This window comes from Gaetbulibacter sp. PBL-D1 (genome assembly GCF_050509525.1).
Classification (GTDB): domain Bacteria; phylum Bacteroidota; class Bacteroidia; order Flavobacteriales; family Flavobacteriaceae; genus Gaetbulibacter_B; species Gaetbulibacter_B jejuensis.
This window is the reverse complement of record NZ_JBNWKB010000013.1, coordinates 45,927-63,315: the sequence shown is the minus strand read 5'-3', so window position 1 is coordinate 63,315 and position 17,389 is coordinate 45,927. Positions and strand designations below refer to the sequence as shown.

Genomic DNA, 17,389 nt, shown 5'->3' with positions numbered 1-17,389 from the left:
TTTTTTATTTATAATGTGTACATCAAGGACAGTATTAAATTTCTTCCAGCAGAAGCAATACCTGATGAATATGTTTTATAGCGTTGGTCTGTAATGTTTTCTAAACTCGCTATTAGTGTTGCTGCATCAGTAATCTTATACTTAGTTCTTAAATTAAGAGTATACCAAGAAGGCGAATAAGGATTTCCGTTAGCATCCAAAGCATAGATGTAATCTTTTTCAGCTTCAGAAGGCGCCAATTGATTAAATGACAACTCATTGTTATAAACCGCAAATGCATCTAACTGTAACTTATCATTTTGCCAAACTAAATGTGTGTTTCCAAAGTTTGGAGCAGCATGTCTTACTGGAACTTCAATACCATTATCTTCTTCTGTCCCTCCTATTATATTATATTGTGTGGTAAGTTTAAACTTTTCAGAAAAATTAAGTTGAGCTCCTGCTTCAAAACCATAAATCCAAGCTTTAGATGCGTTTTGAATAGCTTGCACATTACTTAATTCACCATTATACTCTATTTCAGTTTCACCATTAATATTAAAGTCTCTTCGCACAAGTGCATTATCTAAATAGGTGTAATACGTTGAAAGGTCAATGATAAATGTTTGATCAAAATTTAAATTAAGACCAAGTTCACCACCATAAGCATACTCTGGTTTTAAATTGTTATTAGGCACAACTACTGAACCAGGTTCAGAGTCGAACACTTTACCAATGTCATCCATATTTGGAGCTCTAAAAGCCGAAGAGGCATTTAATTTCCATTGGATGGTTTCGTTTGGTATCCAGCTTATTCCTGCTGTCCCAGTAAATGCTCCTGCATTGATTTTTGATTCATTAAACGGAAGGTTCAAAAACTGATTGTTTTCAGTGAAATCAGCATTTGAAATAATATGATTATAACGCACTCCTGTTTGGAAAACAAATTTAGGATTAGGTTTATATTTCAAACTTGTGTAAGCTGCCATAGATTGCCAATCGGAACCATCAGGATATCTTGACACAGCGTTAGCAGTCTCGTTGGTTTCTATGTTGTATGTATTTCCTTCAGAATTAATTTTATTGTAAACGTATTCTACACCATAAAACAATTCTGTTTTTGAACCCAACTGCTTTTCAAGATCAAGGTTAAAAGATATAGCGTTTACACTTTCTTCGGTTGTATTTCTTTCAACAGACTGAAAATCTCTATCAATTCTGCTTTCCTGAAAATCTTGAAAAGCAACATTCGTTTGTATTTTATCATAAAAGCTAGAGTTACTACTCAGTTTAGTATACTGTAAGTTTGCCATGAACCAACGTTGTGGTCCGTAATTCCATTCGGCAGATCTTAAATCGTCGCCTCGATATCTTATTAATCGGTCGTATCTAGAATACTCTGAAGTTTCAGTATAATACAGTCCTAAATCAAAGCTTTGGTTATCTTCAGGTTGATACTTAATTTTTTGTAGAAGATTAATTTGATCGTAGCCTGTTGGTTTTTGTACTAAGGGTTCATCATTAGCAACAATAACGTCTTCGCCATTAATGGTTTCAACATATTCAGGTCTAATGTATTCATCTGGACCATGAGCTCCCATTCTTAAATCGTCAAAATTAGTATAACTTACGCTTGTTAAAAACGCCCATTTTTTAAGTCCGAAATTTAAGTCTAAGTGTCCTGTTTTTTCACTATTTGCTGTTGCATATCTTACTACTGCATTGGCTTTAAAAAACAAAGAGTCTGAATACGAAAGCTGAGGTTTTTTAGTATAAAAACTCATAACTCCACCAATGGCATCGCTACCATAAACAACAGAGCCTGCTCCTAAATTAACTTCGGTATTTTGAATAGAAAAAGGGTCAATAGAGATTACATTTTGAAGATTACCTCCTCTAAAAATGGCATTATTCATTCTAACACCATCAACTGTTATCAACAATCGGTTAGTTGAAAACCCTCTAATCATTGGGCTTCCACCACCCAATTGGCTTTTTTGAACGTAAATATTACCAGTGTTTTCCAACAAATCTGCACTTGTTTGTGGATTTGAAAACTGAATTTTTTCAGCATCAAAACTAATCACTTTCTGAGGAATATCTCTCTTGCTTTGTTCAAATTTTGAGGCAGAAACTACTACCTCATTCAACCCTTCAACGTTTTGGGTTAAATACACAATAAAATTGTTACTTGCTATTTCCGCTTTGGTTGTTTTTAGTTTTTGATATAACAAGTTTTGAAAAAAAATAGTTTCATTATCATCAAACTGACTTAAAGTCGTATATCCATCGATATCAGTAATTACCGATTTTGATTTCTCAGAATTATAAATTGTAACTCCAGAAATGGGTAAATTTGTCCCTTTTTCAAGAACTTGAATTTGTTGTGCCTGTAAAAATGAAGTAAAGCAAATTAATACAAATAGAAATTTGTGTTTCATTGTACGTTTTTTTTTGTTGGTTTTAGTTAGTTAAATACTTGATTAAAAACAGTTAGCGATTTAGGTTTTTTAAAACCTCCTAAGTGTAACTCATAATAAAGTAATATCATATTTAAAAACGATTGCCTTTGTTTTGAGTTTAATTTAATCGTATTTAATGCATCAAAATTTATGCCTAACAGCTGTTTTAAGAGCACTAAATTTTCTCCAGAAATGGAATACATATTAGTCTTGTTTACCTCAAACTCTCCACTGCTTAAGTTAAAGTATTTATTATCAATATTTGACTGTTGAGGATAAAACCCTAAATGCTTTGTTAGATTAAGTAAAAATAATAGATGAAAGTTTGAAAAACTACTTTCATTATCCAACCATAGTAGTGTAGTCTCTAAATATTCAAACAACAAATCATTTTTCTCCTCCTCTTTTAATGTATTTGATAACACTTCTGACAAAAACATAGCAACAGACCCTTTTAAAACATTGGTATTTATACTTTCGTAAACATACTTAGGTTTTACTTCTTTAAGGGTTTGAAGAGATTGATTAGGTCGATAGTTTTCTTCAACTTGAAGCTGAGTTAACGGTTGAAAATAGGCAGTTTTAGCACTACCTTTTCTAGATTTGAGAACACCTCTTAAAATATAACTCACCAAACCTCTATGCTTGGTATAGCATTTTACAATAAGATCGTTATCTCTGTATTTGAGTTTTGAAAGAACAATTACATTAGTTTTTATAAGCATAAACTGTGTAATTGGATTATCTTACAATGAGGAGCTTTAAAACTTTTGTTTCAAAAGAATCTAAATCAGAAATCATAATTAGATACACACCTGTTGCAACAACATTATTAGCTAGGTTTTTACCATTCCACACTCCTGTTCCACCATCAATAGCAAAATTATAGTTAGAAGATCTTTGATTAACGTTAGATTGTGCTTCAGCAACCAAATTACCCTCAATATCAGTAATCTTTACGTTTACATTTTCGGTAAGCCCTTTTATTTTGACTCCTTTTGTAATATTATTTAAATCATTATACCCTAAAAGATCATATTCTGGCCTAACAGGGTTTGGATACACAAAGGCATTTTTCAACTCATCTTCAGGCTTTGATCCTCCAGAAAGAAAAGAAACCATTCCTTTGTCTGTAGCTATAAAAACTTCTCCGTTACTATTATCAATTGAAATGTCGTTTATTGCATTTGACGGTAAAGGTGAGTTGTCTTTTGTAAAATGATAAATTGTTTCTTGCCCATCAGGAGAAAAGTAAAAAATTCCTGAAGTAGATGTTGCTACCCATTTATTGTTAGAACCATCTACTTCAATGTCAGTAATTAATTGATTAGACAACAATTCTTGAGGAATCCCATTGTCTAAAATAACGATTTCATTAACCGAAAGCGATTCTTGTTCAAAAACATTTGATGTATTATATAAAACTCTTAACCCGTTTCTGGTTCCAATCCATAATGCATTATTTCTATCCAACGCTAACGCTCTCACATCATCGATAGGCATGTTTTGCTCTTGTGAAACAATGTTTATAACTGGAGTATCCACATTTTCGGTATCACAAATTACTAAACCATAATTGAAAGTTCCTAGATAGACTTTATTTTGAGAGTCTACTTGAATTGAAGAAAACCCTAAATTACTTCCAGCAGGATTGATTAGTGAAAGAAAATCATACGATGTCCAATTACCATCTGCAAATTTATTAAGTGGTCTATCTACCCTTCCATTAGCAACCCACAACACACCTCTTTCGTCAAAATGATTAACCAATGTTAAATGTAAACTTGCTGCAAAAGGGACTATAGTGCTATTATCTTGATTATACACGCCAATAACCTCATTATTTAAAACTTCCAACAAACCAGAATAATAAGATGATATATATACTTGCGAATTATTAAAAGGATTAATTGTTATGTGAGATAAAAACCTAGGCTCGTTAACTACTAAAGAAATTGTATCATAAGGAGTATTAACCCATTGTTCATCTATAAAGTGACTTATCCCTGTTCTTGCTAAACCTCCATTAAAATTAAATGAGTTTGAGTATCCACCAAAAACAGCCCATAATTCATTATTATTTGCTTTAACTTCAAAAACATTGTTTTTCAATGGTCCGTCAGGATGTATCTCTTGGTAATCTGCATTTGAAAACTTAAGCAAACCATGTCCAGGCTTTCCTAGATTTGTTCTACCTTTTGTGCCTAAAAACAAATTACTATCATTATCCATTGTTCCTGCCGAATAATCTAAATCTAAATCCTGAGGTACTTCCTGTGTAGATATAAGATTGAAATTTTCATCATAAATATAACACACTCCACTTAACACTACAATTACTTGGTTATTAAAAACCTGAACATCTTTAACTTGACTGTTAAAAGTCTGCAATATCGTTAGAGTATTGTTGTCATTAACTTTATACAATTGATTACCAGGACGAATAGTATATAGTTGATTTGAAACATTAAAAATAAAATTAAAACTACCTCCTCCTATTGTTGACCATTGTGAAGAATTAATTAAATTAGGGTTATTTATATCAGCTTTTCTTATTCTATCACCTGAAACACATGCTGCATAAATAAACCCATTATAAATAGTCGTTTGTTTAACAGTTACAAATGAATTATCTGTTCCAATGTAATAGGTATCTCCAAACTCTAAGTTATTTAAATCATAAACAGAAATACCATAATCTGTTGAAATGTAAACAAGACTATTATCCTCAAAAAAATGATTAATTCTCTTAATATTAGGAGGTATTGTCTCTTTATTAACTATGTCAACCACAGTTGTAACATCAATTTCGTTTTGCAAGTCAACTACCTCAATCAAACCACTTTCATGACCAATAATAAGATAATTAAACTCAGTACTGTAATGAATAGTGGTAATATCTTCACCTGAAAGACCATTAATAGTAGTTATCTCTTGAATTTCAGAAGTAATAGTATTATAAACAAAAATAGAGTTCTGAGAAGCTACATATATCCTATCTTCACCATTTACAATATCAGTAATGTCTAAGTAAGAAAAATGCTCTGCCCACAAATCTGAATAGTCTTGAGCGAACGACAAATTAAATGAGAAAATTAAAGTAAGCACAGTAATGTGTAAGTTCAACTTCATAAGACAAAATAAGTTCAAAATAATATTAACCAAAAATAATATTAATTATTGTATTTTTGGCTTCATTACTTATTAATAACAATACAGTCAATGCTGTTTAGTAGTCCTGTTTTTTTATTTGCTTTTCTTCCATTAGTAATTCTACTATATCTATTAACTCCTAAAAAACTAAAAAATTTCTTTTTGCTTCTAGTTAGTACTTTTTTTTACACTTGGGGAGAAAAAGAACTTGTTATACTTATTTTACTTTCTGCAATAGTTGATTATTGTTGTGGATTAATTATCAACTTAGGAAAAAGAAAAGCAGGTTTGTTTATTTCAATTTTCTTTAACTTAGGTATACTTGTGTATTTTAAATATTCAAACTTTGTATTCTCAAACCTCTGTGAGTTATTAAGTTTTTTTAAGATTAGTATTGAAAATAGTACAAGGTTTGCTAATGTTATTTTACCTCTTGGAATTAGCTTTTATACTTTTCAAACTATGTCTTATACTATTGATGTCTATAGAGGGACTATTAAAGCCAATAAAAGTTTTATTGATTTTGCAACTTATGTTACTTTATTTCCTCAATTGATTGCAGGTCCTATTGTAAGATATAGTGAAGTTCAACATGAGTTAAATAATAGAGAGGTTACTATTAGTTCATTCTCAATAGGAGTTGAACGTTTTGTAATTGGATTGGCTAAAAAAATGATAATAGCCAACAATTGCGCCTATTTAGCTGACGCTATGTTTAGTTTACCTAATGAAGAAATGAATCTGCTAACAACGTGGCTTGGAGTAATTGCTTATAATTTTCAGATATATTATGATTTTTCAGGATACTCAGATATGGCTATTGGAATAGGTAAAATGCTTGGGTTTAATTTTCCTGAAAATTTCAACTTCCCCTACATATCTAAAACAATTAAAGAGTTTTGGCAACGTTGGCATATGACCTTATCCAATTGGTTTAAGGATTATTTATATATACCCTTAGGTGGAAATAGAAAAGGTAATTTTCGTACCTATTTTAATTTAACCTTTGTCTTTTTTATAACTGGATTATGGCATGGAGCTAATTGGAATTTTATTATTTGGGGGCTCTTTCACGGCTTTTTTATTTTATTAGAACGTTTAGTTTTAGAAAAAAAATTAATTAAAACCCCCATTATATCCCATATTTACTTTATCGTTGTTATATTATTTTCATGGGCACTTTTTAGAAGCGACAACTTAAGCTACGCATTTAATTATATGGCAAATATGCTTACTTTAAACACTAATATAAACTGGGAATTTATTAATTATTATTTTACTAACGAGATAAAGTTTGTTTTAATTCTTGCTTTTATTTTTGCTATACCAATAAACAAATTTATTCAAGCAAAAATACCTCAAAAGCGCACTCCCGTTCTTAACAATGCCCTTATGGTTTTCAAACCTTTTGGATTAATTGTTTTATTTATTATTTGTTGTACTTATGTTGCTTCAGACACTTATAACCCATTTATATACTTTAGGTTTTAATGGCCAACAAGAAAAACATATCTAATTTATTTACAATTATATCTTTCATGATATTACTTGTCATGCCTTCTATCATAATGTTATCTGACATTAAAATCAACAAGCAAGCTAATAAAAAAGAAAATGTTATTCGAAAAATAAACAATGCTTACCAAGAAGATTTTGGTCTAAAAAATTATTTAGTAAATAAATACTTTAAGTTTAAAAATAATATAGGTGATAGTCCATCACCAAACACTTGTGTTATAGGGAAAAACGGCTGGTATTTTTTAGGCAATTATTACAACAACTTGTTTGATGATAACTTTGGTCATAAAACTAGTATTGACTCTACAGAGTTAGAAGTCATAAAGAATAATATTTTGTCAACAAAAAACTTTCTAACTTCAAAAGGAATAGACTTTAAGATAATTGTACCGCCAAATAAACACAGAGTATATCCTGAACACTTACCTTATAGTCATCCTCAAAAGAAAACGCGTTTAGAAATACTGAATGAGTATTTAAAAAAAGAGATAAATTTTGAAATTATTTATCTGAGAGACACACTAGTTAAAGCAAAAGGTGAAAAACTACTATACTATAAAACCAACACACATTGGAATGATTATGGTGCTTATATAGGCTATAATTATACTATGAAAACTTTAAATAAAACTCATAACTTATCTGTAGTTAATTATGAAGACTACAAGGAAATAATTCAGCCTATTAAAGAAAATGATATAATTAGACAAATTAACCTATCAGCTAAAGAATATGCTATCTTTTTACAGAAAAAAAAACCAATTGAAACCAAAATTATTTTTAGTCAATATCACAAACAGATTTTCTCTAACCCTAACAAAACTAAAAAACTACTAATGCATAGAGATTCTTTTGCAAATGCTTGGATGGGATTTTTCAATGAAAGCTTTGGAACTACTATTTACTTAAGAGGCTATAAACTCGATAAAGAATTAATAAACAAAGAAAAACCTGATATTGTCATTTTTGAAATGGTCGAGCGTAATGTGTTTGAAAACTTGTCCAAATAAAAAAGACCTATGATTTTCATAGGCCTTATTACTTTTTTTTATTTGAAATTACACTACTCCTTGAGCTAGCATAGCATCAGCAACTTTTACAAAACCTGCAATGTTCGCTCCTCTAACATAGTCAACATAACCATCTTCATCTTTACCATACTCAATACATGCTTCATGTATGTTAGCCATAATTTCTTTTAACTTATTGTCTACTTCATCTCTCGTCCAGTTGTAACGTAACGAGTTTTGAGTCATCTCTAAACCAGAAGTTGCAACACCACCTGCATTAGATGCTTTTCCTGGAGCAAACAATATTTTAGCTTTATGGAATTCTGCAATCGCCTCTTTAGTTGATGGCATATTAGCACCTTCACTTACACAAATGCAACCGTTATTTAATAATGCTTTAGCATCATCACCATTAAGTTCATTTTGTGTTGCACAAGGTAAAGCAACATCACATTTAACGTTCCATGGCGTTTCACCTTTAAAGAATTTAGCGTTAGGATATTTCTCAACATACTCACTAATTCTTCCTCTTTTTACGTTTTTAAGCTCCATTACAAACGCTAATTTAGAAGCATCGATACCTTCTTCATCATAAATGTAACCTGAAGAATCTGATAATGTCACTACTTTTCCTCCTAATTGAGTTGCCTTTTCAGCTGCATATTGTGCCACATTACCAGATCCAGAAACCACTACTGTTTTTCCATTAAAATCATCTCCTTTAGTTTTAAGCATACTTTGAGCAAAGTAAACGTTACCGTAACCTGTTGCTTCTGGTCTAATTAATGAACCACCCCAAGACATTCCTTTTCCTGTTAAAACTCCAGTAAACTCGTTTCTTAATTTTTTATACATTCCAAAAAGGAATCCTATTTCTCTAGCACCTACTCCAATATCTCCTGCAGGAACATCTGTTTGAGGTCCAATATGACGGAATAATTCACTCATAAAAGAATGACAAAAACGCATAATTTCGTTGTCACTTTTTCCTTTAGGATCAAAATCACTTCCTCCTTTACCTCCACCCATTGGCAGAGTTGTTAAACTGTTTTTAAATACTTGTTCAAAAGCCAAAAACTTAAGAATACTCATATTTACTGATGGATGAAAACGTAATCCTCCTTTGTAAGGACCAATTGCAGAGTTCATTTGAATTCTATAACCTCTATTTACTTGTATTTCACCAGAATCATCTACCCAACACACTCTAAAAGTCACCACTCTTTCTGGCTCAACCATTCTTAATAGAATGTTTTTTCCATGATAAATATCGTGTTTAGCAATATAAGGAATAACTGTTTCAGCTACTTCTTCTACTGCTTGTAAAAACTCAGGTTCTTGACCATTTCTTTCTTTTACAAGGTCTAAAAAAGCTTCAATTTTTTCTTTCATTATATATTTATTTAATAATGCATTGATAATTTCAAGGCACAAAGATACGTTATCTCTAAAAAATACAACTTATTTTTTTATTATTCTCAAAAAAATAATATGTGAGTAACAATCTTATAAATCAGAACGTTTAAATTATAATTATAGCTTAAACACTAATTATTTGGTAGTTAAAGCAGTTTTTATATATTTGTTGATATCTATGCCCTCACTAAAAGAAACCATATGGCGCTTAATTTGAAACAGTTAACCATTATATTTGTTCTTCTTGCAAATGTAAATAATGTGTTTTCTCAACTAGGTTTTTCCCACGAAATTGGTGCTATAGTTGGACCAGTTCAATTTAGATCAGATTTTGGTAGTAGAAACGAAGAAGAAACCAATTTTGGTAACTCAGGTATTGGTATTGGTATAGTTCATTACATCAATTTTGCTTACAGAGCAGACTGTAACTGCTACTCTACTGACACCTACTTTAATGATCACTTTAAACTTCGTAGTGAAATATCTTGGAATAAAACCAACCTTGACCATCATGGTGAATGGGTAGGCCCTGATAATGTAAGTGATAATGCTGACAGGTTAAGAGCGCAACATGGTGTTGCTGAAAATTTTGATGTTGGTATGCAGTTAGAATATTTCCCGTTGAGTATTCGATCGTTTCAAGCATTTAGTTATAGGTTTGCTCCTTTTGTAAGTTTAGGAGCGCATTATACCTCATCTAGTCCGCAAGGAAGCACTGATTATGGTGACGGAAACATCTTTAACCAAAATAACATTTATTCCTATTGGTTTGATCCTGCAACTGATACTGAATATCCTATTAATTTAGATAAAGTCAATGCATGGTCTGTAGTAACTAGTGTTGGTGTTAGATATAAACTCACTCCTTTATCCGATTTAATGCTAGACCTTCGTTGGCAATACTATTTTAGTGATTGGATTGACGGTTTAGACCATAAACTAGACTACAACAAATACAACGATTGGTTAGTGTGGTTAAACTTTGGATACATTTACTACTTAGATTAATCATTTTAAGATATAATAAAAAAAGACCAACAATTTTGTTGGTCTTTTTTTATTATTCTTGAAAGTTCAAACTATCCTATAGCCTGCTCTAAATCGGCAATTAAATCGGCTTCGTCTTCAATACCAACGCTAAGCCTAATTAACGAATCAACTACTCCTGTTTTTTCGCGCTCTTCTTTTGGTATACTAGCATGTGTCATACTTGCTGGATGTCCAGCTAAAGATTCTACACCTCCTAAAGACTCTGCAAGTGTAAACACCTTTAATTTCTCAACAATTTTTATAGCTTCTTCATAATTGTTTCCTTTTGTGGTAAACGATACCATTCCTCCAAAATCCTTCATTTGCGACTTTGCAACTTCGTGGTTTGGATGACTCGTAAACCCAGGCCAATATACATTTTCAATTTTAGGATGATTTGCTAAAAACTCAGCAACTGCTTTACCATTTTCGCAATGACGTTGCATACGTACATGTAGTGTTTTTATGCCTCTTAACACCAAAAAGCTATCTTGAGGACCACAAACTGCTCCACTTGCATTTTGTATAAAATACAATTTTTCGGCAAGCGCTTTATCTTTTACAACTAATGCTCCCATAACAACATCGCTATGTCCACCAAGATATTTAGTTGCCGAATGCATTACAATATCGGCTCCTAAATCTAAAGGTTGTTGTAAATATGGTGTAGCAAAAGTATTATCAACTGCTAATAGCAAGTTGTGCTTTTTAGCAATTGCTGATACTGTTTTAATATTAATAATATTCATCATTGGGTTAGTAGGTGTTTCAACCCAAATAAGCTTTGTATTTTCATTTACGTAGCTTTCAATGCTAGACGCATTTTCCATTCCTACAAAATGAAATTTTATTCCAAAGCGTTCAAAAACACTTGTAAACAATCTATAACTTCCGCCATACAAATCGTTAGTTGAAATAACTTCATCTCCAGGATTTAAAAGCTTAATTACTGCATCAATAGCTGCCAAACCAGATCCAAATGCTAACCCATGATTTCCATTTTCTATACTTGCAAAAGCATTTTCAAGCGCATTACGTGTTGGGTTATGAGTTCTTGAATATTCATATCCTTTATGTCCTCCAGGAGTAGATTGTGCGTAAGTAGATGTTTGATAAATTGGAGGCATAACCGAACCATAAGCAGGATCGTGCTCTTGACCTCCATGTATTGTTTTAGTATTAAATTTCATAGTACTGAATGTCTTTCTATTTTTATAATTACAACAAATTTAACCTTTAATTCGTTGTATTCAAATCTATGTAATACCTTTATAGTATGTTTAACAAAATCCTTTTCCCTGTGAAAAAACTTAGCCTAATTATAGTAATATTCACCCTCTTTTACAGCTGTAAAAATGACGTAACTCCAGTTGAATTTTCTGAAACAGCTCTTGAAAACAATGAGCATGTTAATATTGAAATTATCTACCCAAAAGTTACATCCAAATCAGATATTGCTTCAAAAATAAATTCTGAAATAGAGCAAACCATTTCAAAAAACATAGCCTTTTTTGAAGATGATACCGAACAATTATCATTAGAAGCTTCAATTAAAGATTTTGAAAACAGATATATAAATTTTAAAAAAGAATTTGAAGACAGCTCAATTAAATGGGATGCAAATGTAAGTGGCGAAGTTATTTACAACTCTGAAAACGTGATTACCATTGCAATTGACTCTTATACGTTTACTGGTGGAGCTCATGGCAATAGCGCTATTACTTTATTGAATTTTAATCCTAAAACTGGAGCATTATACAGTTTTGATGATATTTTTAATAACCCTACAAAAGTTGCTGAACTTGCTGAAACCTATCTTGAAAAAGAATTGAACATTTCTAAAAACCAAAATACTGATGATTACTTTTTTGACGAGTTTTTTAAAATGCCTGAAAATATTGGTTTTAGCGATGAGGGTATCATCTTTTTATACAACACCTACGAAATAGCTGCTTATGCTCAAGGTGTTACTGAGTTTACTATACCTTACAGTGAAATTAGTGAGTTCTTAAAACTCTCAGAGTAACTAAATAGATTTCTTTAATGCCAAAATATAACCTAAATGCAAGCCTTCGTGGTAATTGTTAAAAGCAATGGCTTCCTCGACATTTGTTAACCTGTTTTTTGTGGTTACTGTATATTCATTAAAGGTTTGAAAGATTTTGTTGTTATAATCTTCCTTGGTTTTTTCAATAGTTGAGAAAAGTAATCCTTTTATTTCGTCAACTTCGGCTTGGGTTAAATCGCGTTCAGGTTTTGTACCTTTTCTAAACGCCTCAACAAAATCATCGTTAACAATCATTGGTAAACCCGATAGCTTATACACCAACAATTGTTGAGTAGCAATGGTGTGAGCTATATTCCAAATCATATTGTTTTTAAACCCTTTAGGTACTTTATTAAGCTCTTCTAAAGAGTAGTTCTCAATAAAGGTTTTAAGAACAGCTCTGTTTTTTAACGTAATATCAAAATCCCATTCCATAGTTTAAATTTTATTTAAAAGTAATTAATTTTTACTTCAAATCCGTTTACTTTGCAGTGTAAAACTGTTAACTCATGAATAAAGTTTACTACCTAAAAACTTGTAGCACTTGCGTGCGAATTTTAAAAACGCTTAACCTACCTTCAGATTTTATCTTACAGGATATTAAAACCGAAGAAATAACTGTTAAGCAACTCGACGAAATGAAAGCTCTAGCTGGTAGTTATGAAGCGTTGTTTAGCAAACGTGCAAAACTTTATAAAGAAATGGGCTTAAAAGACATGAACCTTTCTGAAAAAGATTATAAACAGTACATCCTTGAGCATTACACCTTTTTAAGCAGACCTGTGATACTAGCAAATAATCAGATTTTTATTGGCAACAGCGCTAAAACTGTTGAGGCTGCAAAAAAAGCAATACATGAATAGCCGAATTTTGGCTTTGATAGCCGCTTTTATAGTTCAAGTTATTTATGGTCTTACCTTTACCTTTGCTAATGATGTTATTGATGAAGGACATGTAAAACCGTTTGGATTTATCTTACTTAGAGTGCTAGGAGCTGCTGTGCTTTTTTGGATTTTTAGCATCTTCGCTCCTAAAGAAAAAATTGATAAAAAGGACTTTTTAACCTTCTTCTTTGCCTCTATTTTTGGTATTGCTCTTAATATGCTTACCTTTTTTAAAGGCTTAGAATTTACAACACCTATACATGCATCAGTAATTATGACTGTTGTGCCTATTGTGGTCTTGGTGCTGTCTTCTTTCTTACTTAACGAAAAATTAACCTCTCTTAAAATTTTAGGTGTTATACTTGGGTTTGCTGGAGCTATTGTGCTATCGGTTTATGGACGGTCAAAAGTTGTTGGAGACAATATTTTGCTAGGTAACTTTTTAGTATTTATTAATGCTGTTTCTTATAGTATTTACTTAATAATCATTAAAAAACTCACCAATAAATACCATCCGTTTACATTTATAAAATGGTTGTTTTTATTTGGTTTTATTTTGGTGTTACCTTTTGGGTATAATGAAGTATTAAGTGTTGACCTAAATACATTTACGCCATACATCTATTTCTCAATACTATTTGTTATTGTAGGCGCAACTTTTGGTACATATCTTTTAAATCCGTTAGCACTAACAAAACTAAGAGCATCAACAGTAAGTACATTTTTGTATATACAACCTGTAATTGCTGGTGTTTTTGCAATACTAATGGGAAGCGATACTGTAAATACTGTAAAAATCTTAGCTGCTGCTCTAATTTTTACTGGAGTGTATTTGGTTACCAAAAAGCCTAAAGCATCAGCTTAGGTTTACTGGCTTTTTACCGAACTTTCTAGTATCTTCTTTTGTTAAAACCTTAAAGTTTTTGGACTTAGGAAAAGTGTCCATTTCCTGTTTAAAGTTTTCAGGAAGTGGTGTTAACGATCTAGTTTTTAAATTAATCCAAGCACCTAAAATTTCACAATTAGCTAAGTTTTCACCTTTATGGTTGTAGAAATTGTGCTCTATTTGAAAAAACATACCATCGTCACTTAAGCCCATAATTTCTAAGCTTACAGTAATTGGCGTGCCTAAAAACGCTTCTTTAAAATAATAGATGTGCTCATAAAAAATTACAGGACTAATATCATACTTAGCTAAGTTTGAAAGTGAAAAGCCATGATCTTCAAAAAAAGCCACTCGAGTATGACTCATAAAGTTTACATAAGCAGAATTTGCCAAATGCCTATTGGCATCAACATCACTCCATCTAATTTCAAATTGTTTTTTATACATAACATAGGTTTTTAAGTTCTACAAATTTATTGATTTTTGTTATGCAAGCATAATAGTTATTCCGCTTTTTATAATAACCCATAACTATATGTTTTTCCTTACCTTTGCTCAACTTTTATATAAATGTAGGTTCATGATACAATCAATGACAGGATATGGGAAGTCTGTAATTCAGCTTCCAACAAAAAAGATTTCAATAGAGGTAAAATCCCTTAACAGCAAAAATTTAGATTTAAATACTCGCATGCCTTCGCTTTACAGAGAAAAGGAACTTGAGATAAGAAAACAAATCGCTTCTAAACTGGTAAGAGGTAAAATAGATTTTTCGTTGTACATGGAAATTACTGGTGAAGAAACCTCTACTCAAATCAACAAAACAGTTGTGCAACAGTACATTAAACAACTTAAAGAAGTTGTTGATGGTGATGAAACCGAAATGCTTAAAATGGCTATTAGACTTCCTGATGCAGTGACTACTGAACGTGATGAAATTGATGAAGACGAATGGAGCCAAATTGCTAAAGAAATTGATAGCAGTCTAGAAAAAATTTATCAGTACAGATTAGATGAAGGACAAGTTTTGGAAGCCGATTTTATAGAGCGTGTCAACACTATTTCAAACCTATTGGAGCAAGTTATAAAAATGGATCCTGAGCGTATTGAAGGAGTAAGAGAACGTTTGCAAAAAGGAATTGCTGATATAAAAGAAAAAGTTGACGAAAATCGTTTTGAGCAAGAACTGGTATTTTACATAGAAAAATTTGACATTACTGAAGAAAAAGTAAGATTAAGCAATCATTTGGACTACTTTTTGAAAACATTAAAATCTAGCGATTCTAACGGTAAAAAATTAGGGTTTATCAGTCAGGAAATGGGACGCGAAATCAATACCATTGGGTCAAAATCTAATTATGCACCAATGCAAAAACTGGTAGTTCAAATGAAAGATGAGCTCGAAAAAATTAAAGAACAACTCTTAAACGTATTATAATGAAGCAAGGTAAACTTATTGTGTTTTCAGCGCCTTCTGGCTCAGGAAAAACCACTATTGTAAGACATTTGCTTAAACAGCAAGAGTTGGATTTAGAGTTTTCTATTTCGGCTACTTCGCGTGCAAAAAGAGGCGAAGAAGTACATGGTAAAGACTACTATTTTTTAAGTTTTGAAGACTTTAAAAAGAAAATAAAAAACGATGAGTTTTTGGAGTGGGAAGAAGTGTATCGCGACAATTTTTATGGCACTTTAAAAACCGAAGTGGAACGTATTTGGGCCAAAGGTAAACACGTTATTTTTGATATTGATGTTTCTGGAGGATTACGCATTAAACGAAAATTCCCAGAAGAAACACTTGCCATTTTTGTAAAACCTCCAAGTATTGACGAACTTAAAATAAGACTTAAAAAACGTAAGACCGAAAGTGACGACAAAATAAACATGCGTATTGCAAAGGCATCTGCTGAATTGGCAACTGCACCATTGTTTGACAAAATTGTAGTTAACGACGATTTAGACAAAGCTTTAGACGAAGCATACAAACTAGTTTCAAACTATTTAGGTATTGATAAAAAATGAAAATAGGTCTTTATTTTGGTACGTTTAACCCTATTCATGTTGGGCATTTAACCATTGCCAACCACATGGCTGAATATAGTGATTTGGACCAAATTTGGTTAGTAGTTACACCTCACAATCCGTTTAAAAAAAAGAGTTCTTTACTAGATAACCACCAACGCTTAGAAATGGTATATCGTGCCACAAAAGTCTATACCAAACTAAAACCAAGCGATATTGAGTTTAACTTACCACAGCCAAATTACACTATAAATACGCTTACATACTTACAAGAAAAACATCCTGATTATGAGTTTGCTTTAATTATGGGTGAAGACAATTTAAAGAGTTTCCATAAATGGAAAAACTATGAATTGATTCTTCAAGGTCATGATATTTATGTGTATCCTCGTATTTCTGAAGGAACTGTTGAAACCCAGTTTGATGGTCACCCAAAAATTCATCATGTTGCTGCTCCAATAATGGAGCTCTCTTCTACATTTATTAGAAAATCAATAAAAGCAGGTAAAAACATAAGGCCAATGCTTCCTGAACACGTTTGGGAATATGTTGACGAAATGAATTTTTATAGGTAAGATTTTCCACTTGTCATTCCGCACTTGATGCGGAATCTCTTATTTTAAAAATGAAAAAATGCATTTTCTAAATGCTCTATCGTGTAGTCTTTTTCGTTTTTTACAATTGCAATAATATCAAAACGCACTTCAACCTCTAAACCATTTACGGTTACGTATTCATCTACTGCTTTTACTAGGTTTTTAATTTGTTTTGGTTTTACAAAATCTTGCGGATTTCCAAAATCGGTAGTAGAGCGTGTTTTCACTTCAATAATGGCAAGAATAGCTTCTTTTTGGGCAATAATATCAACCTCAGCCTTATCAAAACGATAATTGCGTTCCACAATTTCATAGTGGTTTTGCAACAAAAAATCTACTGCTAGTTGTTCTCCCTTTTTACCAAGTTCGTTGTGTTGTGCCATCTTATTT

At 31.6% G+C, this 17,389-nt stretch carries 17 protein-coding genes; 9 read left to right on the top strand and 8 right to left on the bottom strand.

Going from position 1 to position 17,389, the window contains the following annotated elements:
- Window positions 1-8: 8 nt before the first annotated feature.
- From ACQ0RB_RS11790 to ACQ0RB_RS11780, 3 genes are read right to left on the bottom strand one after another with little or no spacing between them, the layout of a single operon-like run.
- Window positions 9-2,420: a TonB-dependent receptor gene (locus ACQ0RB_RS11790; RefSeq protein WP_430498654.1), complete on the bottom strand. Its 2,412-nt coding sequence runs from the start codon at window positions 2,418-2,420 to the stop codon at window positions 9-11.
- Window positions 2,421-2,446: 26 nt separating this feature from the next.
- On the bottom strand, window positions 2,447-3,166 hold the full coding sequence (gene recO / locus ACQ0RB_RS11785; RefSeq protein WP_430498652.1) for a DNA repair protein RecO: 720 nt from the start codon (window positions 3,164-3,166) through the stop codon (window positions 2,447-2,449).
- 16 nt (window positions 3,167-3,182) lie between these two features.
- Complete coding sequence (locus ACQ0RB_RS11780) at window positions 3,183-5,573, bottom strand: two-component regulator propeller domain-containing protein (protein ID WP_430498650.1); 2,391 nt, start codon at window positions 5,571-5,573, stop codon at window positions 3,183-3,185.
- 183 nt (window positions 5,574-5,756) lie between these two features.
- Here ACQ0RB_RS11780 and ACQ0RB_RS11775 point away from each other — a divergent pair, with 183 nt between their 5' ends.
- Together ACQ0RB_RS11775 and ACQ0RB_RS11770 are read left to right on the top strand one after the other, a co-directional pair.
- A complete protein-coding gene (locus tag ACQ0RB_RS11775) occupies window positions 5,757-7,085 on the top strand; it encodes an MBOAT family O-acyltransferase (protein ID WP_430498649.1) in 1,329 nt (442 codons plus the stop codon).
- A gap of 47 nt (window positions 7,086-7,132) precedes the next feature.
- Window positions 7,133-8,122 (top strand): alginate O-acetyltransferase AlgX-related protein, encoded by a 990-nt coding sequence (locus tag ACQ0RB_RS11770; RefSeq protein ID WP_430498647.1) that lies wholly within the window; start codon window positions 7,133-7,135, stop codon window positions 8,120-8,122.
- Between the two features lie 48 nt (window positions 8,123-8,170).
- Here ACQ0RB_RS11770 and gdhA read toward each other — a convergent pair whose 3' ends face one another.
- Window positions 8,171-9,514 carry an NADP-specific glutamate dehydrogenase gene (gene gdhA / locus ACQ0RB_RS11765; protein WP_129759622.1) on the bottom strand — a complete coding sequence of 448 codons (1,344 nt, stop codon included), beginning with the start codon at window positions 9,512-9,514 and terminating at the stop codon, window positions 8,171-8,173.
- Between the two features lie 225 nt (window positions 9,515-9,739).
- Here gdhA and ACQ0RB_RS11760 point away from each other — a divergent pair, with 225 nt between their 5' ends.
- Complete coding sequence (locus tag ACQ0RB_RS11760) at window positions 9,740-10,546, top strand: THC0290_0291 family protein (RefSeq protein ID WP_430498644.1); 807 nt, start codon at window positions 9,740-9,742, stop codon at window positions 10,544-10,546.
- Window positions 10,547-10,617: 71 nt separating this feature from the next.
- Here the strand turns inward: ACQ0RB_RS11760 and ACQ0RB_RS11755 are convergent, their stop codons facing one another.
- Entirely contained in the window at window positions 10,618-11,796 is a 1,179-nt protein-coding gene (locus tag ACQ0RB_RS11755; protein WP_430498702.1) for a cystathionine gamma-synthase, read from the bottom strand.
- Window positions 11,797-11,867: 71 nt separating this feature from the next.
- Between ACQ0RB_RS11755 and ACQ0RB_RS11750 the strand changes: the two genes are divergently transcribed.
- A complete protein-coding gene (locus tag ACQ0RB_RS11750) occupies window positions 11,868-12,593 on the top strand; it encodes a DUF3298 and DUF4163 domain-containing protein (protein WP_430498643.1) in 726 nt (241 codons plus the stop codon).
- Here ACQ0RB_RS11750 and ACQ0RB_RS11745 read toward each other — a convergent pair whose 3' ends face one another.
- Window positions 12,594-13,049, bottom strand: a complete 456-nt coding sequence (locus tag ACQ0RB_RS11745) for a DinB family protein (RefSeq protein WP_131506264.1) — start codon at window positions 13,047-13,049, stop codon at window positions 12,594-12,596.
- 74 nt (window positions 13,050-13,123) lie between these two features.
- Here ACQ0RB_RS11745 and ACQ0RB_RS11740 point away from each other — a divergent pair, with 74 nt between their 5' ends.
- Window positions 13,124-13,477 carry an arsenate reductase family protein gene (locus ACQ0RB_RS11740; RefSeq protein ID WP_262732342.1) on the top strand — a complete coding sequence of 118 codons (354 nt, stop codon included), beginning with the start codon at window positions 13,124-13,126 and terminating at the stop codon, window positions 13,475-13,477.
- Entirely contained in the window at window positions 13,470-14,363 is an 894-nt protein-coding gene (locus tag ACQ0RB_RS11735) for a DMT family transporter (protein ID WP_430498640.1), read from the top strand. Before ACQ0RB_RS11740 ends, ACQ0RB_RS11735 begins: the two co-directional genes overlap by 8 nt.
- Here ACQ0RB_RS11735 and ACQ0RB_RS11730 read toward each other — a convergent pair.
- A complete protein-coding gene (locus ACQ0RB_RS11730; RefSeq protein WP_131506267.1) occupies window positions 14,355-14,831 on the bottom strand; it encodes an acyl-CoA thioesterase in 477 nt (158 codons plus the stop codon). The genes ACQ0RB_RS11735 and ACQ0RB_RS11730 overlap by 9 nt on opposite strands.
- 133 nt (window positions 14,832-14,964) lie before the next feature.
- Between ACQ0RB_RS11730 and ACQ0RB_RS11725 the strand changes: the two genes are divergently transcribed.
- Genes ACQ0RB_RS11725 through nadD form a run of 3 tightly spaced genes read left to right on the top strand, consistent with a single transcriptional unit; the run spans window position 14,965 to window position 16,978 of the window.
- On the top strand, window positions 14,965-15,822 hold the full coding sequence (locus ACQ0RB_RS11725) for a YicC/YloC family endoribonuclease (RefSeq protein WP_129759630.1): 858 nt from the start codon (window positions 14,965-14,967) through the stop codon (window positions 15,820-15,822).
- On the top strand, window positions 15,822-16,403 hold the full coding sequence (gene gmk / locus ACQ0RB_RS11720) for a guanylate kinase (RefSeq protein ID WP_134198431.1): 582 nt from the start codon (window positions 15,822-15,824) through the stop codon (window positions 16,401-16,403). Before ACQ0RB_RS11725 ends, gmk begins: the two co-directional genes overlap by 1 nt.
- Window positions 16,400-16,978, top strand: a complete 579-nt coding sequence (gene nadD / locus ACQ0RB_RS11715) for a nicotinate (nicotinamide) nucleotide adenylyltransferase (RefSeq protein WP_430498637.1) — start codon at window positions 16,400-16,402, stop codon at window positions 16,976-16,978. Before gmk ends, nadD begins: the two co-directional genes overlap by 4 nt.
- A 44-nt stretch (window positions 16,979-17,022) precedes the next feature.
- On the opposite strand, the gene ACQ0RB_RS11710 is transcribed toward nadD, so the two are convergent.
- A complete protein-coding gene (locus ACQ0RB_RS11710) occupies window positions 17,023-17,382 on the bottom strand; it encodes a YraN family protein (protein ID WP_131506270.1) in 360 nt (119 codons plus the stop codon).
- Window positions 17,383-17,389 lie beyond the last annotated feature (7 nt).

Coding starts and splice junctions, on each gene's coding strand:
- ACQ0RB_RS11740 (WP_262732342.1), top strand. CDS start 13,124: ATGAATAAAGTTTACTACCTAAAAACTTGTAGCACTTGCGTGCGAATT.
- gdhA (WP_129759622.1), bottom strand. CDS start 9,514: ATGAAAGAAAAAATTGAAGCTTTTTTAGACCTTGTAAAAGAAAGAAAT.
- nadD (WP_430498637.1), top strand. CDS start 16,400: ATGAAAATAGGTCTTTATTTTGGTACGTTTAACCCTATTCATGTTGGG.
- gmk (WP_134198431.1), top strand. CDS start 15,822: ATGAAGCAAGGTAAACTTATTGTGTTTTCAGCGCCTTCTGGCTCAGGA.
- ACQ0RB_RS11770 (WP_430498647.1), top strand. CDS start 7,133: ATGATATTACTTGTCATGCCTTCTATCATAATGTTATCTGACATTAAA.
- recO (WP_430498652.1), bottom strand. CDS start 3,166: ATGCTTATAAAAACTAATGTAATTGTTCTTTCAAAACTCAAATACAGA.
- ACQ0RB_RS11780 (WP_430498650.1), bottom strand. CDS start 5,573: ATGAAGTTGAACTTACACATTACTGTGCTTACTTTAATTTTCTCATTT.
- ACQ0RB_RS11725 (WP_129759630.1), top strand. CDS start 14,965: ATGATACAATCAATGACAGGATATGGGAAGTCTGTAATTCAGCTTCCA.
- ACQ0RB_RS11710 (WP_131506270.1), bottom strand. CDS start 17,382: ATGGCACAACACAACGAACTTGGTAAAAAGGGAGAACAACTAGCAGTA.
- ACQ0RB_RS11760 (WP_430498644.1), top strand. CDS start 9,740: ATGGCGCTTAATTTGAAACAGTTAACCATTATATTTGTTCTTCTTGCA.
- ACQ0RB_RS11730 (WP_131506267.1), bottom strand. CDS start 14,831: ATGTATAAAAAACAATTTGAAATTAGATGGAGTGATGTTGATGCCAAT.
- ACQ0RB_RS11790 (WP_430498654.1), bottom strand. CDS start 2,420: ATGAAACACAAATTTCTATTTGTATTAATTTGCTTTACTTCATTTTTA.
- ACQ0RB_RS11745 (WP_131506264.1), bottom strand. CDS start 13,049: ATGGAATGGGATTTTGATATTACGTTAAAAAACAGAGCTGTTCTTAAA.
- ACQ0RB_RS11735 (WP_430498640.1), top strand. CDS start 13,470: ATGAATAGCCGAATTTTGGCTTTGATAGCCGCTTTTATAGTTCAAGTT.